General features: G+C 65.2%; 21 protein-coding genes. 8 read left to right on the top strand and 13 right to left on the bottom strand.

The features are described from left to right. Window positions 1–84 precede the first annotated feature (84 nt). Window positions 85–492 carry a GlcG/HbpS family heme-binding protein gene (locus tag QM672_RS31245; RefSeq protein WP_415087248.1) on the bottom strand — a complete coding sequence of 136 codons (408 nt, stop codon included), beginning with the start codon at window positions 490–492 and terminating at the stop codon, window positions 85–87. Continuing rightward, on the bottom strand, window positions 485–1,261 hold the full coding sequence (locus tag QM672_RS31240) for an SDR family oxidoreductase (RefSeq protein ID WP_415087247.1): 777 nt from the start codon (window positions 1,259–1,261) through the stop codon (window positions 485–487). The genes QM672_RS31245 and QM672_RS31240 overlap by 8 nt, the downstream gene beginning before the upstream one ends. Window positions 1,262–1,351: 90 nt before the next feature. On the opposite strand from QM672_RS31240, the gene QM672_RS31235 reads away from it, so the two are divergent. Next, window positions 1,352–2,257: a LysR substrate-binding domain-containing protein gene (locus QM672_RS31235; RefSeq protein ID WP_415087246.1), complete on the top strand. Its 906-nt coding sequence runs from the start codon at window positions 1,352–1,354 to the stop codon at window positions 2,255–2,257. 436 nt (window positions 2,258–2,693) lie between these two features. Here the strand turns inward: QM672_RS31235 and QM672_RS31230 are convergent, their stop codons facing one another. The 7 genes from QM672_RS31230 to QM672_RS31200 all read right to left on the bottom strand — a co-directional run bounded on the left by QM672_RS31230 (window position 2,694) and on the right by QM672_RS31200 (window position 10,299). Continuing rightward, entirely contained in the window at window positions 2,694–3,617 is a 924-nt protein-coding gene (locus QM672_RS31230; RefSeq protein ID WP_415087245.1) for a MerR family transcriptional regulator, read from the bottom strand. An 84-nt stretch (window positions 3,618–3,701) separates the two neighbouring features. Then, on the bottom strand, window positions 3,702–4,286 hold the full coding sequence (locus QM672_RS31225; RefSeq protein ID WP_415087244.1) for a hypothetical protein: 585 nt from the start codon (window positions 4,284–4,286) through the stop codon (window positions 3,702–3,704). Between the two features lie 13 nt (window positions 4,287–4,299). Then, window positions 4,300–4,707, bottom strand: a complete 408-nt coding sequence (locus tag QM672_RS31220) for a hypothetical protein (RefSeq protein WP_415087243.1) — start codon at window positions 4,705–4,707, stop codon at window positions 4,300–4,302. 426 nt (window positions 4,708–5,133) lie between these two features. After that, entirely contained in the window at window positions 5,134–5,655 is a 522-nt protein-coding gene (locus QM672_RS31215; protein WP_311935871.1) for a transcriptional repressor, read from the bottom strand. A gap of 134 nt (window positions 5,656–5,789) precedes the next feature. Continuing rightward, on the bottom strand, window positions 5,790–7,079 hold the full coding sequence (locus QM672_RS31210; protein WP_415087242.1) for a glutamate-5-semialdehyde dehydrogenase: 1,290 nt from the start codon (window positions 7,077–7,079) through the stop codon (window positions 5,790–5,792). 140 nt (window positions 7,080–7,219) lie between these two features. After that, window positions 7,220–8,800, bottom strand: a complete 1,581-nt coding sequence (locus QM672_RS31205) for a DHA2 family efflux MFS transporter permease subunit (RefSeq protein WP_311935877.1) — start codon at window positions 8,798–8,800, stop codon at window positions 7,220–7,222. A 170-nt stretch (window positions 8,801–8,970) separates the two neighbouring features. Further along, window positions 8,971–10,299 carry an HlyD family secretion protein gene (locus QM672_RS31200; RefSeq protein ID WP_415087241.1) on the bottom strand — a complete coding sequence of 443 codons (1,329 nt, stop codon included), beginning with the start codon at window positions 10,297–10,299 and terminating at the stop codon, window positions 8,971–8,973. Between the two features lie 331 nt (window positions 10,300–10,630). On the opposite strand from QM672_RS31200, the gene QM672_RS31195 reads away from it, so the two are divergent. Beyond that, window positions 10,631–11,287: a TetR/AcrR family transcriptional regulator gene (locus tag QM672_RS31195; protein WP_311935882.1), complete on the top strand. Its 657-nt coding sequence runs from the start codon at window positions 10,631–10,633 to the stop codon at window positions 11,285–11,287. 96 nt (window positions 11,288–11,383) lie between these two features. On the opposite strand, the gene QM672_RS31190 is transcribed toward QM672_RS31195, so the two are convergent. Beyond that, the gene (locus tag QM672_RS31190) at window positions 11,384–12,097 is read right to left on the bottom strand and encodes a hypothetical protein (RefSeq protein ID WP_367625933.1); all 714 of its coding nucleotides are present in this window, start codon (window positions 12,095–12,097) and stop codon (window positions 11,384–11,386) included. Between the two features lie 140 nt (window positions 12,098–12,237). Between QM672_RS31190 and QM672_RS31185 the strand changes: the two genes are divergently transcribed. Continuing rightward, window positions 12,238–13,392: a helix-turn-helix domain-containing protein gene (locus tag QM672_RS31185; protein ID WP_415087240.1), complete on the top strand. Its 1,155-nt coding sequence runs from the start codon at window positions 12,238–12,240 to the stop codon at window positions 13,390–13,392. Here the strand turns inward: QM672_RS31185 and QM672_RS31180 are convergent. Next, window positions 13,386–13,823: a hypothetical protein gene (locus QM672_RS31180; protein WP_415087239.1), complete on the bottom strand. Its 438-nt coding sequence runs from the start codon at window positions 13,821–13,823 to the stop codon at window positions 13,386–13,388. The genes QM672_RS31185 and QM672_RS31180 overlap by 7 nt on opposite strands. Before the next feature lie 59 nt (window positions 13,824–13,882). Here QM672_RS31180 and QM672_RS31175 point away from each other — a divergent pair, with 59 nt between their 5' ends. After that, entirely contained in the window at window positions 13,883–16,330 is a 2,448-nt protein-coding gene (locus tag QM672_RS31175) for a hypothetical protein (protein WP_415087238.1), read from the top strand. A 68-nt stretch (window positions 16,331–16,398) separates the two neighbouring features. Here QM672_RS31175 and QM672_RS31170 read toward each other — a convergent pair whose 3' ends face one another. Then, the gene (locus tag QM672_RS31170; RefSeq protein WP_367625929.1) at window positions 16,399–16,911 is read right to left on the bottom strand and encodes a TlpA family protein disulfide reductase; all 513 of its coding nucleotides are present in this window, start codon (window positions 16,909–16,911) and stop codon (window positions 16,399–16,401) included. A 222-nt stretch (window positions 16,912–17,133) separates the two neighbouring features. Here QM672_RS31170 and QM672_RS31165 point away from each other — a divergent pair, with 222 nt between their 5' ends. Continuing rightward, the gene (locus QM672_RS31165; RefSeq protein WP_415087237.1) at window positions 17,134–18,561 is read left to right on the top strand and encodes a TIGR04222 domain-containing membrane protein; all 1,428 of its coding nucleotides are present in this window, start codon (window positions 17,134–17,136) and stop codon (window positions 18,559–18,561) included. A gap of 172 nt (window positions 18,562–18,733) precedes the next feature. Here the strand turns inward: QM672_RS31165 and QM672_RS31160 are convergent, their stop codons facing one another. Beyond that, window positions 18,734–20,296: a trimethylamine methyltransferase family protein gene (locus tag QM672_RS31160; protein ID WP_311935904.1), complete on the bottom strand. Its 1,563-nt coding sequence runs from the start codon at window positions 20,294–20,296 to the stop codon at window positions 18,734–18,736. Between the two features lie 258 nt (window positions 20,297–20,554). On the opposite strand from QM672_RS31160, the gene QM672_RS31155 reads away from it, so the two are divergent. The 3 genes from QM672_RS31155 (at window position 20,555) to QM672_RS31145 (ending at window position 22,481) form a co-directional block, all read left to right on the top strand. Beyond that, complete coding sequence (locus QM672_RS31155) at window positions 20,555–21,094, top strand: HdeD family acid-resistance protein (protein WP_367625927.1); 540 nt, start codon at window positions 20,555–20,557, stop codon at window positions 21,092–21,094. 16 nt (window positions 21,095–21,110) lie between these two features. Next, window positions 21,111–21,746, top strand: a complete 636-nt coding sequence (locus QM672_RS31150; RefSeq protein ID WP_415087234.1) for an alpha/beta hydrolase — start codon at window positions 21,111–21,113, stop codon at window positions 21,744–21,746. Between the two features lie 267 nt (window positions 21,747–22,013). After that, window positions 22,014–22,481, top strand: coding sequence for a carboxymuconolactone decarboxylase family protein (locus QM672_RS31145; RefSeq protein WP_311935912.1), 468 nt, complete (start codon window positions 22,014–22,016; stop codon window positions 22,479–22,481). The last annotated feature ends 237 nt before the right edge of the window (window positions 22,482–22,718 follow it).

Here is a 22,718-nt window from a genome sequence, read left to right as displayed (position 1 = left end):
GCGCGGACATCTCTGCGACTTTACGACTTGTCGCTGAGATGTCCGCGCTCCGAAGCGTGATTTCCGACGGATCGGGAGGCGCCGTCAGCTCTGTTGCTCGATCGCCGAGCGGGCGATGGCCGCGTCTTGCTCCGGGCTGCCGCCCGAAACCCCCAGGCCGCCGATCAGGGCTCCCTCAACGTCGAACAAGGGCTCGCCGCCTCCCACCAGCAGCAGGCCGCCATGGTGGATATGGTCGAAATGCAGGAGCGGTTCCCCGATTTTCAACGGCGCGCTCAGGGCAGCGGTGGGGGCCTGGAACATCACCGAGGTTCGAGCCTTGGCGATGGCAAGCTCATTCGATGCCAGCCAGGCGCCGTCCATGCGGGAGAAGGTCACCAGGTTGGCGCCCTTGTCGAGCACGGCGAAGACCGCCTTCATGCCAGTCTTCTCCGCGGCGGTGCGCGCCTTGGCGACGACGCCATGCGCTTCTTCGAGCGTGATCTCAGGCATTCTGGCTCCACTCGGTTTCCTGCCATTGCCTGGCGGCCTTGATGGTGTCGAGGGGGCGCATGGTGCGATAGAGATGGTCCTCGGCCGGAATGATCTCGACCATGGCATCGATCATCTCCTGCGGATCGTTCTGGTCCGCCAGGGCGCCGGCGAAGTCCGGCATGGGCACGACCACGCTGCCGGCGTCATACCACTGGGTATGGCTCTCCGCACCGGTGTCGTTGAAGCCGGTGCCGAACACGCCCGGGTTCACGGTCGCGACCTTGACGCCATAGGGCGCCAGCTCGGCCCTCATCGAGCCGGCGATGGCCTCGATGGCATGCTTGGTGGCGCAATAGACGCCGACGAAGGGGATGACGAGGATGCCGCCCATCGAGGAGGTCCACACCACCTTGCCGGCCTTGCGCGCCACCATCTTCGGGACGATGCCCTGAACCAGCCTGATATGGCCAAAGACGTTGATTTCGAACGATTCACGCATGCGTTGCATCGGGATGTCGATGACGGAGCCGCTTTCCATCACGCCGGCATTGAGCACGAGGATGTCGGGATCATAACCCGCGGCATGCGCGATATCGATGTCGTCGAGGAGGTTGAGCTTGATGATCTCGAGCTTGACGCCCGCGGCCGCGGCGTCGGCGCGCAGGCTGCGCACCAGGGGCCAGGATTCGGCGGTCGCGACGACTTGGTGCCCCTGGCGGGCCAGCTCGATCGCCGCGCCGCGGCCGAAACCGGAACTGGCGCCGGTGATCAGGATTTTCTTCGACATGGTCTTCCTCCGTTCTCGATGATCGAGATCCGGGAACCACCCTAAGGAAGCTTGACTGCTGCAACAATCTCGCCAATTCTTGATGTTGAGATGAGAGATATTCATCAATTGAAGAGCGGCGATCTCTTCGCACTCACCGTGTTCCTCTCGGTTGCCGCCCATCGCAATTTCCGAGCGGCGGCGATCGAGCTCGACGTCACGCCCTCGGCAGTCAGCCATTCGGTCAAGAGTCTCGAACAGCGCCTCGACGTTCGCCTGTTCAACCGCACGACCCGCAGCGTCTCCCTCACCGATGCGGGGGAACGTCTCGCCGCCAAGCTCAGGCCGGCGGTGTCCTCGATCGCCGAGGCGCTGCAGGTGGTCGACGATTTCCGCGAGGCGCCCAGCGGGACGGTGCGGATCAATTCCAGCGAGGGCGCGATCCGCCTCGTGCTGCTGCCGGTGCTGGCACGCTTTGCCAGGGACTATCCGCAGGTCCATCTCGATATCGTCAGCGACGGCCGGCTAAGCGACGTCGTCGCCGATGGCTTCGATGCCGGTATCAGGCTGGCCGAGGCGGTGCCGCAGGACATGATCGCGGTCCGCCTCACCGAGACGGCACGCTTTGCCGCGGTAGCGTCGCCGGGCTATTTCGCGGCCCATGGCCGGCCGGCGGTGCCGCAGGACCTGCATCGCCACGCCTGCATCCGCTTTCGCTTCGACAGTGGCGCGATCTATCGCTGGGAATTCGAGCATCACGGCACGACGGAGACGATCAACGTCACGGGGCCGCTCACGCTGACCGACCAACCCCTGATGGTCGAGGCGGCGATCCAAGGCATCGGCATCGCCTTCGTGCCCGATCATCTGGTGGTGGGCGCCCTGGCGGACGGGCGCCTCGAACGCATTCTCGAGGACTGGTGCCCGGCTTTTCCGGGGCTATGCCTCTATTATCCCGGGCACCGCCACGTCTCGGCCGGGCTGCGCGCCCTGATCGCCGCCATCCGCGCGGGATGACGGCGTGTCTAATACCCACCCCTTTCAAGGTGTTTGGAACGAACCGCGAAAAGGCTGGGATAGGGCACTACGACCCCTCATCCGCCTGCCGGCACCTTCTCCCGCAAGGGGAGAAGGGATCATTTCGTCAGCCGCAACGCCAGCCGATCGCCTTCTCCCCCTGCGGGAGAAGGTGCCCCGAAGGGGCGGATGAGGGGTTTCGCCGCTCGTCCGAACTTCACACATCAACACCCTGAAAGGGGGGGTGTCTAATACCAGGCCTCATAAAGCTTGACCTGTCATCCCCGGCCGAGCTTCGCGAGGGTATCGTCACAAGCCTTGCTTGTGACTGGGATCCAGGGGCAGTAAATCGCGCTCGCTGGCCACTGGATCCCCTTCCCGGGGTCTTCGACCCCGCCGGGGATGACAGGTCACGAATTTTGCACGCTGGTATAATTCACAACCGGCTCGACAGGGCCTCGACGATCCAGCCCCATTCGCTGGCCGCCAACTGGCCGGGCGGATCGCCGCGCAGGATCGCCATCAGCTCCAGATAGCGCTGCGAGCGGGCATGGTGCTTGCGATATTGCTCGAGCTGCCAGTCGAGAAAGGCCGCATCCGGCTCTTTCTTCATGGCCCGGGCCGAACTCTCCAGCCACGCCTCAGCAATGGCATGACCGGTGTCCGAATCCGGCGCGATGCCCTTGTCCATGGCCGCCCGGACCCGCGCAAAGGTCTGGTCCGAGGCCTGGCGGTAGGCGGCGGGGTCGAAGCCGTCATGCCATAATTCGCGCATGCTGGCCTGCATTTCGTCCATATAGCTCTTATCGGTGAGCATGCCCATCAGTTCGGTCCAGGCATCGAGCTGGGCTGCCGTGGGGTCGTCGGGCAGGTCGGGCGTGGCGGCGGCGATCATCTTGTCACGCCAGGCCGGATCCATGCGGGCATCGGAGCCGGCTTCGGCATAGAAAGCTTCGATGGCGGTGCGGAACTGGGTCTGGGAAAGGGCGGTCACGGTCCAAAGTCTCCTCAGATCTTGCGGCGTGGGATCGGCGAGCCTCAGCGTGGCGCGCAAGGCCGCGGCGATGCGGCGCTTGGCGGAGATCTCGGCCTCGATGGCGTCGAGGCGCAGGGCCAGGACGTCGGCGAGGCCGAGGCGGCGGGCGATGAGGCGCGCGATGTCGCCGAGCTTCACGCCGGCATCGCGCAGGGCGAGGATGAGATCGAGCCGGGCCCGGTCCGCTTCCGAATAGACGCGGTAGCCGCTCCCGGCGCGTGCGGTCGGCGGCAGGAGGCCCTTGTCGGAATAGAAGCGGATGCGCCGGACGGCGATGCCGCTCAGCCTGGAGAGTTCGCCGATAGTGTAGGTTTTCTCGCTCATGCGGCGGGTTCTACGGGCTCCACCAAGTGGAGAGTCAAGCGGCTATCCCGGCTGCGTTTTCGCCCGCTTCGGCAAGGCGATATCTCAGCCGCCCGTATTCCGCAGGGCCTTGCGAATTTCGGCATCCGTTGGGAAGCCGGGGGGAGACCATTCATTGAAGCCACCCCGATAGATCTCGATGGAGGGGCCAGTGCCATCGAGCTTATCGGCAAATTTGTATACTGCCCAGAAGGCAGCACTGCGGTGCAATGGCTCGGGGGGCTGGCAGACCGCGCGCAGCTTTCCTTCTTGTTTTTGCCAGATTGTCACGTCGGAGACGTCATAGACAATCTGTTTTGGGCGGCAATCCGTGCCCCAGGGAGAATGTTGCCTCAGAAAGGCGCTGAATCGCGCCACCTCGTCGGAAGAGAGACGAAAACGATAGCGCACATAGAGTGGATCGTTCCCCTGGGAAGTACCCGTGGCGCTCCTATGGGTTCCCAGCCGGTACTTTTGAATATAGCTGTCGCCATCCGCCGACAGCCAGAGGCCTGAGCTACCCCAGGCACTACCGCCAGTAATACCGAAGCTGCCGAACGACAGGTTCTTGTCCTTGGCAAGGGCCGGCATGGCGGCGCTACCAAGGACGAGTGAAGCCAGCAGTACTCTCAATGCGGCGGAGCGGGCCATGGCTGGACGCCTTTCATTCGCGCCAATTCTTGGGGTCGCTGACGGGATCGAGCGGTTGGGACCGGCGGCGAGCCGAGTGGGAAGATGTCACCCGCACCGGTTGCCACGGGCCGGGCGTGCCGACTTCACGGTACCGGCGCCAGCGCAACAGGGCGAACACGCCATCCGACAGCATCTGGAAAAGCAGGGCGAGTGCGACGACCACGGCAGCGGTCATGGCCCCCTCCAGGGACGCATCGGCCTTGGCAATCGCCGGATGGGGTACGGTCATGACGATGGAGGCTGCCGACGGAGCAGGCTCGATGGGCGGTTCGATCTCGACCGTCGTTTCACGCCAATCCCGATAGCTGCTCCTAAAAGCCCTGAGGCCCTTGAAAGGCGAGCAGCGCGTGATCGCGCGCAGAATTCCGGCATCAGCCATGATGTCCGATGACGCGTCCTTGGAACGGACAAGGACAGGCTTGGCTGCGAGGCTGCCATCCGCCTTCAAAGACAGTTTGATCCGCAGGGGTTTGTCGACCGTCTTCGCCTCGGGCCAGCAGGTTCGGATAGCCTCGACGAGAACCTCTCGCGGTCCCGCCGAAGGGGCGATCTGTGCCGCCAGAGCGTCAGCCTCCTGAAAACCGAGGATGAACAGTAAAAGCAAAAGGAGAGAGAAGTTGCGCGGTGCCGGGGGGCGAGTGGACACCCCTCTGCCGCCCCCGATCGGTGTGGCCAGGGAACATACAAGCCCGAACCCAATGCGCACTGGAGTGACACCTTTGTGCCGTAACCCTCACCAAGATGGACTTGGCGGCGCGGGTTTTGCAAGAGGTAATCGGAACCGCCGCAGTGATTCAGGGAGCGTTCAACGGGCCGCCTTTTCACGGCAGTGGCGGCAGATGCCGGCGAGCTCGATGACCTGGCCGCGGGGGGTGAACCCGATGGCACCGGCAGCGGTGGCCAGGGCCTTGCCGACGGTGTCCGACTCCGCCTCGCCCACCGTGCCACAGCTCTCGCAGATCAGGAACATCACCACGCTGCCGTCCTTGTGGTCGTGCGCACAGGCGATGAAGGCGTTGCGGCTCTCGATGCGATGGGCAAAGCCCTGTTCGAGCAGGAAGTCGAGGGCGCGATAGATGGTGATCGGCGCCGGGCGCTTGCCCTCGCCATCCTCCAGCTTTTCGATCAGCTCATAGGCACCGATCGGCTGGTGGGTGGCGGCGAGAGCCTCCAGCACCTGGCGGCGGATCTGGGTCAGCCGGACGCCACGCTCGGCCGAAAGGCTTTCCGCCCGCGCCAGCACGGAGGAGCTGCAATGGCTGTGATCATGGCCTGGTTCGGCGAAGACCGGTGCTGGCTCGTGATCGTGGGCGTGGCGGTGGGCCATGGAAACCTCTCGCCCCCTATGTAGCAATGGCGCGGCGCCATTGCCAGTTCTCTGGGATCGCCGGCTTCCAGCCGGCTCTTGGATACACAACGCTGGCGGGAAGGGCCGGCTGAAAGCCGGCGGTCCCGGCAAGATTACGGCCTGACCGTACCCTGGCCCTTCACGCGATATTTGAACGAGCAGAGCTGCTCGGCGCCGACAGGCCCACGCGCATGCATGCGGCCGGTGGCGATGCCGATCTCGCCGCCGAAGCCGAATTCGCCACCGTCCGCGAACTGGGTGGAAGCATTGTGCAGCACGATGGCCGAATCGACCTCGGCCAGGAAACGCGCTGCCGCGGCCTCGTCGTCGGTGACGATGGCATCGGTGTGGTGCGAGCCGTAGCGTTCGATATGGGCGAGCGCCGCGTCGAGGCCCGAGACCACCTTCACCGAGATGATGGCGTCGAGATATTCGGTGGCCCAGTCGGTGTCGTCGGCCGGCTTCACATGCGGATCGACCGAAAGGGTGCGCGAATCGCCGCGGACCTCGCAACCGGCCTCCAGCAGGGCCTTGACCAGCGGCTTGAGGAAGACCGGCGCCACGGCCTGGTCGACCAGCAGCGTCTCGGTGGCGCCGCACACGCCGGTGCGGCGCATCTTGGCGTTGAGCACGACGGCGACGGCCATGTCGAGCGCGGCGCCGGCATGGACATAGGTGTGGTTGACGCCTTCCAGATGGGCGAAGACCGGCACGCGAGCCTCCGCCTGCACCCGGGAGACGAGATTCTTGCCGCCGCGCGGCACCAAGACGTCGAGATTGCCGTCGAGCCCGGCCAGCATGGCACCGACGGCGGAGCGGTCGGGCGTGGGCACCATCTGGATGGCGGCCTCCGGCAGGCCGGCGGCCTGCAGGCCGGCGCGCAAGGCCTTGGCGATCTCGCTGCAGGTGCGGAAGCTCTCCGAGCCGCCGCGCAGGATCGCGGCATTGCCGGCCTTGAGGCAGAGGGCACCCGCATCGGCCAGCACATTGGGGCGACTTTCGAAGATCACGCCGACGACGCCGAGCGGGGTGGAGACGCGCTCGAATTCCAGGCCGTTCGGCCGCGTCCAGCTCGCCAGCACCCGGCCGACCGGATCGGGCTGGGCGGCGACTTCGCGGATGGCCTGGGCGATGCCGGCGACGCGCTTCTCGTCGAGAGTGAGGCGATCGACATAGGAGGCGATCTGGCCGCGAGCCAGAGCATCGGCGACATCCTGCGCATTGGCGGCGAGGATGGCGGCTTCACTGGCGAGGATGGCCTTGGCCATCGCCTCGAGCGCGGCATTCTTGGCTGGGGCCGGGGCGAGCGCCAGGATCCGCGCGGCCGAACGGGCCGCCTGTCCTACTTTGCGCATGACGGCAATGACATTGCCGTCTTCCATTCCCCGGTTTTCGTCGGGCATGGTTCACCCTGTCGGTTTTTCAAAAGATCAGGCTGACGTGGTTAGGCCGGATCGACAGTGGTTGCAAGGCTGTTTGGAGCGCGGACATCCTGGCCGTTCTTTGTTTTTAAGAGCGGACAGGATTGTCCGCTCTCCGGGCTTCAATGCCCGCCGCCACCGCCGCCGCCTGCCATCTGCGGCTTCTTCAGCATGAAGATGGAGAAGCTGAGCAGGCCGAACAGCAGTGTCAGCAGCAGGAACACGTCGGAGAACGCCATCACAAGTGCCTCGCGCCGCATCAGCCCGACCAGCCTGGAGACGGTCATCTGGTCGGCTGCCGCCCCGAAAGCCACGAAACCGGCCTTCATGTTCTCATAGGTCTGCATGACATTGTCGCGGCTCCAGTTCACCGCCTCGCCCAGGCGCGACAGATGCAGGTCCTGGCGCTTGTTGAGGGCGGTGTTGATGATGGCAAGGCCGACCGCGCCGCCGAGATTGCGCATCAAATTGAACAGGCCGGAAGCGTTCTTGATGCGGGCAGGGGGCAGGGTGCCCAGCGCGATGTTGGAGATCGGCACCATGCAGATCATCAAGGAGACGCCGCGCAGGATCTGCGGCAGCAGAATCTCGTAGAAATCCCAGTCATGCGTGATGCCGGTCATGATCCAGGTGCCGGCCGCAAAGCCGATGAAACCGCCGGCGATCATCAGGCGCGGATCGACGAAGCGGGTGAGGTTGCCTGCGATCGGCGCGGTGAAGAACATGCACAGGCCGGTGACGAACATGGTCTCGCCGATCATGCGGGAATCATAGCCGCGCACGCCAGCAAGATAGACCGGGAAAAGATAGGTCAGGCCGTAGAGGCCGACGCCCAGCACGAAGGAGAGCAGCGAGCCGGTGGCGAAGTTCCCGTCCTTGAAGGCATAGAGATCGACGATGGGCTGTTTGGCCAGCAGCACACGGGCGAAGAACACTACGGCACCGACGGCCGCGAGCACGGACATCACCAGGACGGGCGTTTCGGCGAACCAGTCATGCCCCGGCCCTTCCTCCAGCGCATATTCGAGGCCGCCGAGGAAAACCGCCATCGAGATCAGGCCGGTCCAGTCGAAATTGCTGAGCAGAGACAGATCCGGCTCGTCGAAATCGACCATGGAGAAGGTCATCAGCGTGACGATGACACCGGGCACCACATTGATGAAGAACAGCCAGTGCCAGGAGATCGCATCGGTGAGGATGCCGCCGACCGTCGGGCCGATGGTGGGGGCGAGCGTCGCCACCAGGCCGATCATCGGCGAGACGATGGCCTGCTTGGAGCGCGGGAAGATGGTGAAGGCGGCCGCGAACACGGTGGGGATCATACCGCCGCCGATGAAGCCCTGCAGCGCGCGGTAGATGATCATCTCGTTGATGTTCGTCGCGGTGCCGCACATGAAGCTCATGACGGTGAAGCCCGCGCAGGAGACCGCGAAGGTCCAGCGCGTCGAAAAGGCGCGGGAGAGGAAGCCCGAGAGCGGGATCATCACCACTTCGGCCACCAGATAGGCCGTCTGCACCCAGGGGATCTCGTCGCCGGAGGCGCCGAGGCCGGCCTGGATCTGGGGCAGGGAGGCGGAGACGACCTGAATGTCCAGGATCGCCATGAACATGCCGAACACCATCGCCAGGAAGGCGATCAGCTTGCGCTTGTCGATGGTTTCTTCGGCGGGCACCGGTATGGCGGTTGCTGTTGCGGTGGCCATGGCGGCCTCCTTGGAAGCAGATAGCCTTCTCCCCATGCGGGAGAAGGTGGCACGAAGTGCCGGATGAGGGGTCTCGCATCCTTGCCGGAGAGAGCGCGGCGCGACCCCTCATCCGGCCCGGCTTCGCCGGTCCACCTTCTCCCGCAAGGGGAGAAGGCCCTTGTCTTGCCTTACCCCTTCGGGCCGGTGCGGCTGTCGACCGTCACCACCACCGACAGGCCGGGACGCAGCTTGCCGCTGAGAGCGATGTCGGCGGGAACCTCGATACGCACCGGTACGCGCTGGGTGATCTTGGTGAAGTTGCCGGTGGCGTTCTCGGGCGGCAGCAGGCTGAAGACAGAGCCGGAGGCCGGCGAGAACTTGCCGACGACGCCTTCGAAGGTGTCGCCGTCCATGGAGTCGACCGAGACTTCCACCTTCTGGCCGGGAACCAGCGGGGAGAGCTGGGTTTCCTTGAAGTTGGCGGCGACATAGATGCTCTTGAGCGGCACCAGAGCGATCAGGCGCGAGCCGGGCGAGACATACTGGCCTGGCTGGGCGGCGCGGTTGCCGACCACGCCATCGGTGGGGGCGCGCACCACGGTGGCGTCGAGGTCGTTCTGCGCCTTGGTAATGGCGACGTCGAGTTCCTTGGCGCCCTGCTCGGCCTCGTCCTTCTGGGCCTGCGTCACGGCGAGATTGGCCTTGGCCGCGATCACATTGGCCTCGGCGCTGTTCAGGCTCGCCTGGGCATTGGTGAGGGTGGCATTGGCGCTGGCAAGGCCGGCATTGGCCTTGTCACGGTCAGCGGTGGCTTGGTCGAGCGTGGCCTTGGAACCGAAATCCCGGGCAGCCAGCGCGTCGGCGCGATCGAAGGCGGCATTGGCGCGCACGATTTCGGCCTTGGCGGAGGCGACGCCGGCCTGGGCCGACTCGATGCCCGCCTTGGCCGAGGCGACGCCGGCATTGGCGGTTTCGATCGCCGCCTGCTGGGCCACGACCTGCTGGTCGATGCGGGCAATGGTGGCGTTCTGCGTGGCGCGCTTGGCCTTGGCGGATTCGAGCGCGGTGCGATAGTCGGTGTCGTCGAGCTTGACGATGACGTCGCCAGCCTTGACGCTGTCGCCATTCTGCACCGGCACGGCGTCGACATAGCCCGAGACCTTCACGCCCAGGGTCGAGACGTCGGCCTGCACATAGGCGTCGTCGGTCTCGACCATGAAGCGGCCATTGGTCCACCAGTCATAGCCGTACCAGCCGCCGGCCGCGAGGGCGACGACCAGCAGGATCGGCAGGACGGTGCGGGCCTTGGATTTCTTCTTGCCGGCCGTCGCAGCCGGCTTGGATTGCACCGGAGCCGCGGGAGCCTCGGCCTTCTGGGCCTCTGCCTTCCCCGTCTCGGGCGCTGCCGGCGCGTCGGTACGCTGGCGCTCCAAGGTCACGACATTGTCGGTGGCATCGGCCGGGCCGGTGGCGCCCTGGCCACCCGGCACGGCATTGTGGTCGCGAGCTGCGTCCATCGTGGTCTCCCAACCGGAAGGTGAGACGCCCCTGGACAACTCGAAAAAGTTGCCTGCAAAACCAGACCGTGTTGATCTTGCCCCGGAGCATTCTACGATTTGGGTGGCTATGCCGAGGATCGCAAATATGCATTAGAACAAAGACTTGGAGTAAAATGCGCTTCCGTGGAAACGCGCTTTGCTCCGGTCGACAAGATCAATACCGTCTGGCTGGGACTGTCAGGATCGAACCGAACGGTTCAGTCAGTTTCCGTTGACTATCATGTTGCGCTGCGATACGCAATAAAAATCGAACCGAACGGTTCAGTCAATTTTTGGAGGGATTTCAGTCATGCTCGCCGAAAGCCCGGCACCTGCGAAAGAGCCGGCTACCGACCCACCGGCCGCCGACAATGCCAAATGCCGCCAGATCGTCGATGGCGCTCGTCGTGTCTTCCTGGCCCATGGTTTCGAAGGCGCCAGCATGAACGATATCGCCAAGGAGGCAGGCGTCTCCAAGGGCACTCTCTATGTCTATTTCGAGAACAAGGAGCGGTTGTTCGCGGCGATCGTCGACGAGGAACGCTCTTCCCATGTCGAGCGCATCTTCGAATTCGACTATAATTCGCCCGACGTCGAAGGCACGCTGCTGGAGCTTTCCGCCGCCATCACCGCTTTCATCTGCCAGCCGCGCATCATCTCGGCGATGCGGGCCGTGATGGGTATCACCGAGCGCATGCCCGATATCGGGGCGCATTTCTACAATGCCGGCCCCGGCCATTCCCGCAAGCAACTGGCGAAATATCTCGATCTGCGCGTGGCCGCCGGCCAGCTCGACATCGACGATACGGAGCTGGCCGCTGCCCAGTTCCTGGAAATGTCGCACGGCCCCTTGCTGAAGCCGATGTTCTTCATGGCCAACAACACGCCGCCGACCAAGGCGCGCATCCGCGAGGTGGCGCAGTCGGCCGTGCGGGTGTTCATGGCCGCCTATGGCGTGAAGAAATAGAGGCGCAACGAGATCCCTGATGTCGGGGAGGGGGACCGCTAACGCCGGCTCCGCGTGGGGGCGCCATCTGACCACGTCCCCGCCCTCCATCGGTGCTCATCCTCCGCCGATGCGTATCCGCAGAAAATCACCCTTGATGGTGATGGCCGGCTTGATGCCCGGCCTGTTCGGCAGGGCGCTGTCGACCAGCGAGGCATGGCCGCTCACCGCGTAGTTCACTGCCTCCGCGCCGGCGAAGCGCAATTCGGCGTCGATGGCGTTGCCGCCGAGGTCGATGCTCTCGTCCTTGTCGATGCGGGCATAGGAGAGGCGGGCACGGATGGCATTGCCCTCGATCGAGACGTTGCGTGCATGCCCGTCCAGCGCGATGTCGCCGGCCCGGCTGTTGACGTCGAGCGAGGCGAAGCTGCCCGACAGGCGGCTCGAAGTGGCGTCCTGCACGATGGAGACGGCGACGTTTTCGGGCAGGGTGGCGGTGAGTTCGAGCCGGCAATCGGAGGCGCCGAACCAGGCACCATTGCCGGTGTCGACCTGCAATTGCGTACCGACCAGCCGAATCGAGCCGGCATTGGTGCAGCCGGCGCCACTCCAGCTCGAGCTCCAGAAGCCGAACCAGCCGTCCGGGCGGCCGCGGAGTTCGGCGCGATAGGGACCGGTGCGGCTGGCCGTCAGCCGGACCAGGCTGGAAGGGCCGCTGACCGTCACCGAGGTCACCGAGGCGACGTCAAGTTCGCCGAGGCTCGTGTGCGCCCTGCCTGGGGCCATCCCGGCGACGGCGAACAGGACGATGAGGATCAAAGGCCTTCGCATGGCTGTCTTCCCTTTTTGAACCTTGGGAAAACGACGCCGGAATCCGGTGCATTCGGCGACCTCGATCGCGATCGGGGACGAATCCGAGCGTGATCGAGGACATGAATGGTGTAGATTCGTCCCGTTCCGGAAGCATCCCCATGATCTTCGTACCCCTGCCCTTCGTCAGCGCGCTGCTCTTTGCCATCCTGCTGGTGCAGATGGTGCGGCAGGGCGATCGTCCCTGGCGGGACAATGCTTTTTTCCTGCTGCTGCTCGGCTTCACCGCGCTCTCGGTGCTGCTTGGCCTGCGCTGGGGGTACGGGGTCAGGATTTTCATCCCGCTTCAGGCCACGCTGGCTGCCTTGACGCCGGCTCTGGCGTGGCTCGCCTTTCGCGGTCTCACTGCCGAAGGCCCGGCACTGCGCTGGGCCACGGTGTGGCCTCATCTCGTGCCCGCCGGCCTTGTCGGGCCACTTTTCGTGACTTCGTCGGTGGCGGTCGATCTTCTCGTCATCCTGTCGTTCCTCGGCTACGGCCTTGCTTTGACACGCCTGGCGCTGGCCGGCCCCGACATGCTGATCACGCCCCGGCTGGACGGCGTGCTGCGATCCTACCGCGCGCTGCAGATCACGGCCGGGGCCTGCCTGATCGGCGGGGTGACGGACGTCATCATCGGTTTCGACATGCGCTGGATGGGAGGCGTCATTTCCGAAGCCATGGTGTCCGGCGGCAATGTCGTGCTGCTGCTGGTGCTGGGCGTGGCGGCCGCCTCGGCGGGATCGGCGGCACCGACCGAGGAGGCCGAGCCATCGGCGGTCGAACCGCCAGCCCGGCCTGGCAGCGACGAGGACAAGGCGGTGGCGCTGGCCCTCGACGCCCTGATGGCGGATCGTTCGCTCTACAAGGATGTCGATCTCAATCTCGGACGGCTCGCCCGGCGGCTGAACCTGCCGGCGCGGCGCGTTTCCTCGGCCGTCAACCGCATCCACGGCATGAGCGTGTCGCACTATGTCAACAAATACCGGATCGAGGAGGCCTGCCGCCTGCTGGCGACCACCGATACGTCTGTCATCCAGGTGATGATGGAGGCCGGCTTTCTCAGCAAATCCAATTTCAACCGCGAGTTTCTGCGCCTTACCAGCGTCAGCCCCATCGCCTGGCGGCGGGGGCAGCGTTCTGCGCCGGCCGGGAGTGCGGAGAATGGCAAGCAAAAGGCCCCGCCGTGGCGGGGCCCCAAAACGCAACTCGACATTACGCAACTCGACATTACGCAACGCGACTTGACGCAACTCGAACGCAACGCAACTCAGTAGCAGACCCGCACGCGGGCCCAGTGGCCGCCATAGTAGTCTTCGACCCAGCGCTTCTGGATGTAGCAGCGGCGGTACTGGCGGTAATAGACGGGGCGGTATTCGTCGTAATAGCCGCCACCGTAATAGCTGTTGTTGTAGGCGGAGCCGGCGAGGAGGCCGCCCAGCAGGCCGATGCCGGCGCCGGCGGCGAAGGCGCCACCACGGCCATAGCGGGCTTCGGCGGTGCCGGTGGTGGCGATCGCGGTACCGGCCAGCGTGGCGGCAACCAGGGCTCCGGTCAGGATCTTCTTGAACATCGTCTCGTTCCCATCTCTCGTCTTGCGCGGGCTGCGCTTGCTCTGATGGGGTGAGGATGTCACCGCGGCCCCGTTATTTCCGTGCGATTCGACACCGGGAAACACGGCATGCCAGCGCTCCTGAACCAGGGTCACGCTGCTGTTTCCTTTCGTCGCCAGGATGACGTAACGTCTGGCGGTTGCGGAGGAATGGCATGCGGTCGGGGTGGCGAGTTGGCGTCTGGTTGGTTCTGGGCTCTTTCGGTCTGGGCCTGGCCTTCGTGTCGCCGCCGCCGGCCGTCGCTGCGCCCTGTCCAGGTGAGCCGACGGCCTGTGCGACGACGGACAGGACTCCACTGGGCCTGTCCTATCAGACGGCACTCGCCATCCTCCAGGATATGGACAAAAAGGATCGGCAGGCTCGTATCGAGCCCCTGCGCAAGACGCTCGAGGCCAATCCCGCGGATGACCTTGCCAGGCTCGAGCTGATCATGCTGGGCGGGGACGACCGCAAGCAGGCCGCGATCGCCGCCTCTCTGGCCGATCTCCTCGCCAAGGCCGGCAAGGTAGCCGATCCCGTGGTCGCGGCCCTGGCGCGCCTGCTCAGCATTCCCACCATCGATGCCGAGGGGGAGGAGGCCGATGCCAGGATCGCGGCACTCGTCGAGGCGGCGCTCGCCGATATCAAAGCTGTGCGCAGCGGTGCCGCGCGCGGCGGACAGGCCGGGCCGACCAGGGATGATGCCGATCTGCTGGCCGGCCTGATCGCCAGGCGGGCGGTTTTCGATCTCGACGAGGCGATCGAGGACTATGACCGTGATGTCGGCAAGGCTCAGGCCGCTTTGCTGCAGGCGTCGATCGAGGCTTTCTCGGCCCGGCTCGAGCGGGCACCGCGCGACCCGGCCCGTTTCCCGCTTCTGGTCGAGGTGTTGCGCGACAATTACTACGACGCAGGCAGGTATGACCGCCTCGTCGAGATCTGCCGCCGCTGGACCGGTGTCGCGCCTGCCGATCCGAAGGCGCGCAGATCCCTGGTGAGTGCGTTGGCGGCGCGGGCCGACGAACGCAATCTCGCCGACAAGACGGCCTCGGCCCTCGCCGACGCCGAGGCCCTGGCTGTCCTGGCCAGGCCGGCGGCAGGTTCGGCCCGCCTCGATGCGATTGAGAGCGAGGCGCTCGTCGCCAGCCATCGCGTCAGGGCGGTGGCGCAGGGCAAGACCGAGCCGGTCCGTGCCGCCGCCACCCTCGCCGAAGGGCTGCAACAGTTGCATGCGGGGACGCAGGGCGATCCTGCCCAGGGCAGCGGCGACGACCTGATCCTGGCTGCCGCGATGCTGGCGGGCGAGCGCATCGACAAGCAGGACGCCGCCACGGCCGAAGCCATCGAGACGAAGCTGCTCTCCGTTCTGGCTGAACCAGAGCGCCGGGCGCAACTGCGCGACATGATTGCCGCCCGCTACCAGACGAAAGGCGAGGTGGAGGCGGCGATGCGGCGCTATCGCCAGTCCATGGCGGAACTCGCGGGGGTGCCGCTTGACGGAGAGAAGAGCTGGCGCTTCTTCGCGGCGGCGCGAAACCTGTTCGAACTCGGCCGGCGGGATGCTCGCCGCTTCGATACCGACGCCCATGCGCGCGCGCTGATCGACTATGTCGCCGAGCCTCGCTTGCGCACGCTCGAGGGGCTGGACGGCAAGGAGAGGGCACGCCTGCTCCTGCAGATCGCCGCTGCTCTGCATACCCTGGCCAAACGCCTGGAGGAGGCTGGCATCGAGGCGCCGCGCATCGGGTTGCTGGAGCGCGAGGTCGCCCTGCGCGAGCCGCTGGCGCGCGATCCCGCCGAGCGGGCCGATCGGCTGGATGGCCTCGCAAACGCCTATCGCGACCTCTCCGACGCCTTCGATGCGGCGAACCGGGAGAAGGAGGCGCTGGATCAGGCCCGCAAGCGCGTGGCGATCCGGCGCGAGCTGAAGGAGAAGAATCCCTTGGGCTTCGACGAACTCAGCGACACTGTCTGGGCCCTGCGCGATCTCGGCGACGAGCAGCGCCATGTCGGCGACGACAAGGGCGCGCAGGCCAGCTACCAGGAAGGAGCGCAGGTCGGCGCGACCTTACTCGAGCGCTTCCCGGACAGGGGTGGCTCCTATGAAGCGATGTCGGCGATCCAGGTCGCGATGGGCCACGCGGCCCGCTCCACCATGATGAAGCTCATCCACTACAAGCGGGCGCAGGCGACCAATCTCGCCCATCTCGACAAGCTCGGCGACAAGAAGTTCGACCAGGACTTCCTGGCGGTATCGAGCATCAATATCGGCGATACCTATCTGGAAGCCGGCAAATACCAGGCGGCGCTGACCCATCTCGGCCAGGCGCTCGAGGCGAGCGACAAGAGTCTGGCCGAGGATCCGGAGAACAACAGTCTCCTGCGCCGCCGGGCCCGCATTCTCGACAAGATCGCCAGGGCCGAGCAAGGGCTGGACCGTACCGAACCGGCCATCGCCACGCGCCGCCGCCAGATCGAGCTTCTGGAAAAGCTGGCGCGCCTGCGCGGCGCCGCGGTCGAAAACCAGGCCGACGCCTATGAGGCGTTGATCGGCCTGCTCTCCCGCAGCGGCGACCATGCCGACGAGATTGCCGAGATCCGGCGCAAGGTGGCGGCGCTATGAGGCGGCACGGCCGCGTCATTGCGCTTCGCTCGCAATGACGGTCAAGCAACAGAATTACGGCTGTACTGCTAGCCGCCGATGGTCCCGATCTTGGCGAGGAGCTCGGCCACCAGCGCGTTGTCGAGGCCTTCGTCCGTCTGCCAGACGACCTCGCAACGCCGGCTGATCAGGAAAGTCTGCGGGATCGAACGCAAGGACAGCATGGTGATGAGCTCTCGCTTGTTGTCGATGCCGACGAGGCCGTAGGGATTGCCCGCCTTTTCCAGATAATGCAGCACCGCTTCGTCCTGGTCTTGGACGGCGACGCCGGCTATGCGGACACCCTTGCGCTGGAGGGCAACGAGGTAGCGATGCTCTTCCCGGCACGCCTGGCACCATGAGGCCCAGAAATTCAGGACGGTGACCTGGTCCTGCAGCGCTTCGAGCGTGGGGGCGGGAATATCGGCAAGGCCCGCGAGGGGCTCGACCTGGAAGGGCCCGAGCACGGTGCCGTTCGAATCAGGCGGACCCGCCTCCTTGGCATGGACCGATGTCGTCAGACTGGCGGCGAGACTCGCCAGGAACGCCCTGCGGCCCATCATGGCGCTTCTCCCTTGCGACACCTTGCTTACCATAGGTTGCGAGATGGCTTTCGCAACTGGGCGCAGGCGATTGCGAACAGGCTTGAAATATCGGCGCATCGGGCAGAGCCCATGCTCGTCGAGCAGATATAGCCATACTCGCGCCCTGTGATATAATGCTCGTGACGTCCCCCAGAACCGCTGCGGTGCTTCTTGTCGGATGCCGGTGAAGCCAGAACGACCTTGAAGTCCCCTCAAGCCGAGGGGCAGGCGGCTTTCACCCGGCTTTGGGCCCGGCTCGAAGCCTATGAGTTCGACAAGCCCGACGATCTCATCCCCTTCACGGCAAAGCTAGCGGCCGAATGCGGTTGGAGCCGCGACAAGGCCCGCCGGGTCGCTTTCGAATATAAGCGCTTCGTCGCCATTGCCCTCTCGAGCGGGCATGGCGCCTGTCCCTCGCGAGCGGTGGACGAAGCCTGGCATCTGCATCTGCTCGACACCAGGCGCTATTGGGGCGAGTTCTGTAGTGAGGTGTTGCAGCGCAAGTTTCACCATGAGCCGAGCCGCGGCGGCATCGCGGAGGATTTGCGCTTCGACCGCCTCTACCGGCAGACGCTCGCCAACTATCGCCAGTTCTTCGGCGAGGAACCGCCGGCCGAGATCTGGCCGGACCCGGATGCGCCGGGTCTCGCCGTTTCGGCATCGTCGGGCAGGCAAGCCTTGCTGGCGCGCCTGCGAGCGCTCTTGAAGCGTGCCGTCAAGCCCCTGGCTTTCCTGGCCCTGCTGCCGGCGTTGCCGGGCTGCGCCGCCATCTACAACTCGTCGAGCCCCGGTGCCCTGCAAGGGCCGGGCTTCCTAGCGCTCTATGTCGTGCTTCTGGCTGGCGCCTTCGTGCTCAGCCGCGCTTTGCAGGACAGGGTGAACGGGCCAGCCATGCCTGGGGATGCTGGCGTTCTGCTCGGCCCGTATCATTTCGCCTATCTGGCCGGCGGTGCCAATCGGGTGCTCGAGACGGCGCTGACGCAGCTCTATCTCGGCGGGACTATCGCCATGCATTCGGACGAGGCAGTGCTGCTTCGCCCGGTCCCACAGCGAGCTCCTGCCGTGGAGCGCCTGATCGGTGACAAGCTGGCCGAGGGGCCGCTGCGAATCGGGCACACCAGCATCGACATAGCTGTCGAACCGATCCGGCGGGACCTGCTTGCCGCCGGCCTGGTGCCCGGGCCGGACGAATTGGCCCGGACACAGGAGATCCCTTTCCTGCTGTTCGGCCCGCTGCTTCTGCTCGCCCTCCTTCGCTTTTTCTTTGGCATCGCCAATGAGCGCCCGATCGCCCTGCTGGCCTTCTGCCTGGTGGCGACGCCATTCCTGATTGCAATCGCAGCGATGAGGCAGCCGCCGCGCACACCGGCCGGCGGAACGCTGCTTCGGCAGGCCGAGGAGCGGCTCCAGGCGCGCGGCAAGCCGGCAGCCAATAGTCCGAGATTGACCGAATGGGTTGCCCTGCACGGCCATGCCGGGCTGGCCGGCCTCGGCCTCACGGCATTTTCGCTCTTCCTCGCCAACCAGCCGGCCTCGGCCGCTAAGGCTGGCGGAGGCGGCTCCTGCGGGGCCGGTTGCGGTGGCGGTGGAGGGGGCGGTTGCGGTGGTGGTGGAGGCTGCGGCGGCTGAAGCGTCTTGCGAGTTGCTGGCATCACTTCGAATTGCGAAGACGCGTCGAAGCCTGGAAGTAAAGAAAAAGTGCGGTTTCGGAGAAACCGCACTTTGCCGTGGGGGAACGAAAGCCGGGTCGGTGCGCTCGCATCCCTCTCCCGGCCGGGAGAGGGATGGAGCAGGCACACTCTCAGTAGTTCGCGTCGGGAACGGCAGCCTTCTTGCGCTCGATGAACTCGCGCAGGGCCTCGTCCTTGCCGGGATCGATGGCGGGTGCCTCGTAATCGGCCAGCGTCTTCTTCCAGATCTTGTTGGCGCGCTGGGCGGCGTCCTGCTTGCCCTCGGCTTCCCACTGCTCCACCGAATTGTTGTCGGAAATGTTGGAGCGGTAGAAGGCGGTCTCGAAATTGGCCTGGGTGTGGGCGCAGCCGAGGAAGTGGCCGCCCGGCTCGACCTGGCGGAAGGCGTCCATGGCCTGGCCGTTCTCGGACATGTCGACGCCCTTGGCCAACACATGCATGGCGCCGAGCTGGTCGAAATCCATCACGAACTTCTCGTAGGAAGCCGAGAGGCCACCTTCGAGCCAGCCGGCCGAGTGCAGCATGAAGTTCACGCCGCCGAACATCGCCGGGATCAGCGTGTTGGCGCTCTCATAGGCGGCCTGGGCATCCGGGATCTTGGAGGCGCAGAGCGAGCCGCCGGAGCGGAAGGGCAGCTTCATGCGGCGGGCGAGCTGGCCGGCGCCATAGATGGCGAGCGCCGCTTCCGGCGTGCCGAAGGTCGGCGCGCCCGACTGCATCGAGAGGGTGGAGACGAAGGTGCCGAAGATGGCCGGCGCGCCGGGGCGGACCAGCTGCAGGAAGGAGACGCCGGCCAGTACCTCGGCCAGCACCTGGGTCAGCGTGCCGGCCACCGTCACCGGGCTCATGGCGCCGGAGAGGATGAAGGGCGTGATGATGCAGGCCTGGTTGTTCTGGGCGTAGACGTCGGCCGCGCCCAGCATGGTGTTGTCCCACACCATCGGCGAATTGGCGTTGATCAGGCTCGTGCACACCGTGTTCTGCTGGATGAATTCCTCGCCGAACAGGATCTTGGCCATATCGACCGTGTCCTGGGCGCGCTCGGGCGCGGTGACCGAGCCCATGAACGGCTTGTCGGAGAGGCGCATATGCGCATAGATCATCTCGAGATGGCGCTTGTTCACCGGCAGGTCGACCGGCTCGCACACCGTGCCGCCCGAATGGTGCACATAGGGATTGGCATAGGCCAGCTTCACGAAATTGCGGAAGTCCTCGATCGTGCCGTAGCGCCGGCCCTTGTCGAGGTCATGCACGAAGGGCGAGCCGTAATTGGGGGCGAACACCGTGTTGTTGCCGCCGATGACGACGTTGCGCTCGGAATTCCGGGCATGCTGGGTGTATTGCGAAGGCGCCGTCTGGATCAGCTTGCGGGCGAGGCCGCGGGGAAAGCGCACCCGCTCGCCCTTGATGTCGCAACCGGCAGCCTTGAGCAGTTCGAGCGCGCGCGGATATTCGCGGAACTCGATGCCGACCTCTTCCAGCAGCGTCTCGGCATTGTGCTCGATGATCTGCATCGCTTCTTCCGAGAGCACCTCGGTGAGCGGGATGTTGCGGCTGATATAGGGCACCGAGGTGCCGCCGCGCTGCACGCGGGCGGCCCGGCGGGCGTCGCGCCCGCGGCGCGAGGCGGACGGAGCTTCGGTATGCGTGGCGTTGTCGGCTGCGTCCGTCATGGCGTTCTCCCGAGAATTCTGGACCTGAGACTTGAATAGGGGAATGCGCCGCCCGCCTGCGGCTCAAGCGCGCCGCGGAATTGCCGGAAAGCGACGTGTGCGGCGGAGGCAGGATATTGAAGATGGCTGTGCGAGGGCCGGCGACCGCCGAGGGCAGGCTGAAGCGACATCGAAACCATATTGTTGCTGAAAGCTCGAATCCGGCAGTGGCAATGCTATGTTGCTCATCGTTCTTCAACGGCAAAGGGGGAGACAACGATGGAAGTTCTGCAGCGGTCCTGGCCCTGGTTCGTCATTCTCGGCGTGATCGCGGTGATCGGCGGTATTCTTGCGCTGATCCATCCGGGCTTCGCTTCGCTGGTGGTGGTGGTCTGGGCAGCCTGGGCCTTCATCGTGCTGGGCGTGGGGCAATTGGTGCATGCCACGGTGATCCGGGCCTGGGGCGGCTTCCTGATGACGGCGCTCATGGGCATTCTGGCGCTGTTGCTCGGGGCGTCCCTGCTGCTCAATCCCCTGGCCGGTGTGGTCTCCCTGACGGCTCTGCTGGGCGCGATGTTCCTGGTCTACGGGATTGCCAAGGTGGTCGTCGCCTTCAACATCCGCTCCTCCACCAACTGGACCTGGTTACTGCTGTCGGGCCTGATTTCGATTCTGCTGGCGGTCCTGATCTTCTCGGATTTCCAGCAATCGGCCTCCTCGCTGCTCGGTATCCTCCTTGGCGTCGAGCTGCTGTTCTACGGCTTCGCCTCGTTGATGACCGGCATGGCGCTACGCAGCAGGGTGGGCGGAAACCGCTGAGATTGCCAGGCGTGTCGTGACGGATCAGGTAACCGACAGTCTGGTCATCCTGCTGCATGGCGTGGCCGCCTTCGGCTACGATCTCGACCCATTGGCAAGCGTGCTGCGGCGCTCGCTGGCCAAAACGGCCGTGGTCGCCCCCGATGCGCCCTTTGCCTATGAGCAGGGGCCGGGCCGGCAATGGTACAGCCTGGAGGGCGTCACGCCGGAAAACCGGCTGGCCCGCATCGCGGCGGCGCGGCCGGCCTTCGATGCGCTGATCGGCTCGCTCGTTGCCGCACACGGATTGGCTGGCCGGCTGGACCGCGTCGCCCTGGTCGGCTTCTCGCAGGGCGCGACCCTGGCCTTCGATGCCGTGGCCCGCGGACGCTGGCCTGTGGGGGCCTTGGTGCTGCTTTCAGGCCGCTTCGTCACGCCCGCTCCTTTTCTACCGGCCCATACCACGCCGGTGTTGCTGGTGCATGGCAGCGCGGACGGGGCCGTGCCGCCCGAGGAAACCCGGCGGGCGGCCGGGATGCTTCAGGGAGCAGGCATGATGGTGCAGAGTCACATCCTGCGCGGCGTCGGCCACACCATCTCGCCGACCGGGATGAAGCTGACCCGTCGCTTCCTGCGGGAAAGGCTGTATGAGGCAGCAATACAGTTCACTTGAGCGTCTTCGAGTTTGCTCGACCTTTGTCATTGCCGGGCTTGACCCGGCAATCCAGCCTCGATCTCTGCATTGCGCGGGCGGCTGCTGGATAGCCGGGTCAAGCCCGGCAATGACAATTCGGAATGCTTCCTTCTTAAATGAACCGCATTAGAACGGAGCGGTCACAAGAAGACTATCAACACATGCAAGCGCCGATAAAACTGGCCTGGATGTCACAAACTCGAATCCCGGATCGTCATGGCCTCGGTACCAACAAGGAGACCGACCATGACCGCCAAGCTCAATCCCCTCGCCGCCGCTCCCGCCCTGATGAAGGAGTGGCAGCGCGTTTCCTCCATCATTGCCGCCAATATCGATCCAGGCCTGTGCGAACTCGTCGAGATTCGCGCCTCCCAGATCAATGGCTGCGCCAATTGCCTCAACATGCACACCGTGTTCGCCCGCGAAAACGGGGAGACGGAGCAGCGCGTCTATTTGCTGCCAGCCTGGCGCGACGCGCCCTGCTACACCGATCGCGAGCGGGCCGCTCTCGGCTGGACCGAAGCCCTGACAAGGCTTTGCGAGGGGCATGCGCATGAAGCGGCCTATGAGGCCCTGAAGGTGCATTTCAGCGAGGAGGAGCGCGTCAAGCTCACCTTGCTGATCAATGTCATCAATGGCTGGAACCGCATCGCGGTCGGTTTCGGCGGCTGGGTCGATCCGGCCGTGGTGAAATCCGCCAGGGTGGCCGCCTAGCTGCGGAGGCAAAGAGATGGGCGCGGCGAGCGTTTCAGTTCGTTGCGTCCTAAACCGCAATCGACCTCCGCAGCATTTGAGAAGCCTGCCGCACCGGTCGTTCACGACATGCCTCTACAGCGTCAGACCCGATTTCGGATTCGGGTCTGACGCTGTAGGCTGTTGTTGCCGCATTGTTTTTATCTAGAGCATGTCCTGCGATCGATGAATCGATTGTGATGTGACAGGTGGCTTGTG

The organism is Labrys sp. (in: a-proteobacteria), from assembly GCF_047605565.1.
Classification (GTDB): domain Bacteria; phylum Pseudomonadota; class Alphaproteobacteria; order Rhizobiales; family Labraceae; genus Labrys; species Labrys neptuniae.
Note: the sequence above shows the minus strand (reverse complement) of the source record. Positions and strands in the feature narration are given on the sequence as shown.

Excerpts from the sequence above, each read along its gene's own strand:
- QM672_RS31245 (WP_415087248.1), bottom strand. The coding sequence starts at position 492 with ATGCCTGAGATCACGCTCGAAGAAGCGCATGGCGTCGTCGCCAAGGCG.
- QM672_RS31240 (WP_415087247.1), bottom strand. The coding sequence starts at position 1,261 with ATGTCGAAGAAAATCCTGATCACCGGCGCCAGTTCCGGTTTCGGCCGC.
- QM672_RS31235 (WP_415087246.1), top strand. The coding sequence starts at position 1,352 with ATGAGAGATATTCATCAATTGAAGAGCGGCGATCTCTTCGCACTCACC.
- QM672_RS31230 (WP_415087245.1), bottom strand. The coding sequence starts at position 3,617 with ATGAGCGAGAAAACCTACACTATCGGCGAACTCTCCAGGCTGAGCGGC.
- QM672_RS31225 (WP_415087244.1), bottom strand. The coding sequence starts at position 4,286 with ATGGCCCGCTCCGCCGCATTGAGAGTACTGCTGGCTTCACTCGTCCTT.
- QM672_RS31220 (WP_415087243.1), bottom strand. The coding sequence starts at position 4,707 with ATGGCTGATGCCGGAATTCTGCGCGCGATCACGCGCTGCTCGCCTTTC.
- QM672_RS31215 (WP_311935871.1), bottom strand. The coding sequence starts at position 5,655 with ATGGCCCACCGCCACGCCCACGATCACGAGCCAGCACCGGTCTTCGCC.
- QM672_RS31210 (WP_415087242.1), bottom strand. The coding sequence starts at position 7,079 with ATGCCCGACGAAAACCGGGGAATGGAAGACGGCAATGTCATTGCCGTC.
- QM672_RS31205 (WP_311935877.1), bottom strand. The coding sequence starts at position 8,800 with ATGGCCACCGCAACAGCAACCGCCATACCGGTGCCCGCCGAAGAAACC.
- QM672_RS31200 (WP_415087241.1), bottom strand. The coding sequence starts at position 10,299 with ATGGACGCAGCTCGCGACCACAATGCCGTGCCGGGTGGCCAGGGCGCC.
- QM672_RS31195 (WP_311935882.1), top strand. The coding sequence starts at position 10,631 with ATGCTCGCCGAAAGCCCGGCACCTGCGAAAGAGCCGGCTACCGACCCA.
- QM672_RS31190 (WP_367625933.1), bottom strand. The coding sequence starts at position 12,097 with ATGCGAAGGCCTTTGATCCTCATCGTCCTGTTCGCCGTCGCCGGGATG.
- QM672_RS31185 (WP_415087240.1), top strand. The coding sequence starts at position 12,238 with ATGATCTTCGTACCCCTGCCCTTCGTCAGCGCGCTGCTCTTTGCCATC.
- QM672_RS31175 (WP_415087238.1), top strand. The coding sequence starts at position 13,883 with ATGCGGTCGGGGTGGCGAGTTGGCGTCTGGTTGGTTCTGGGCTCTTTC.
- QM672_RS31170 (WP_367625929.1), bottom strand. The coding sequence starts at position 16,911 with ATGATGGGCCGCAGGGCGTTCCTGGCGAGTCTCGCCGCCAGTCTGACG.
- QM672_RS31160 (WP_311935904.1), bottom strand. The coding sequence starts at position 20,296 with ATGACGGACGCAGCCGACAACGCCACGCATACCGAAGCTCCGTCCGCC.
- QM672_RS31155 (WP_367625927.1), top strand. The coding sequence starts at position 20,555 with ATGGAAGTTCTGCAGCGGTCCTGGCCCTGGTTCGTCATTCTCGGCGTG.
- QM672_RS31145 (WP_311935912.1), top strand. The coding sequence starts at position 22,014 with ATGACCGCCAAGCTCAATCCCCTCGCCGCCGCTCCCGCCCTGATGAAG.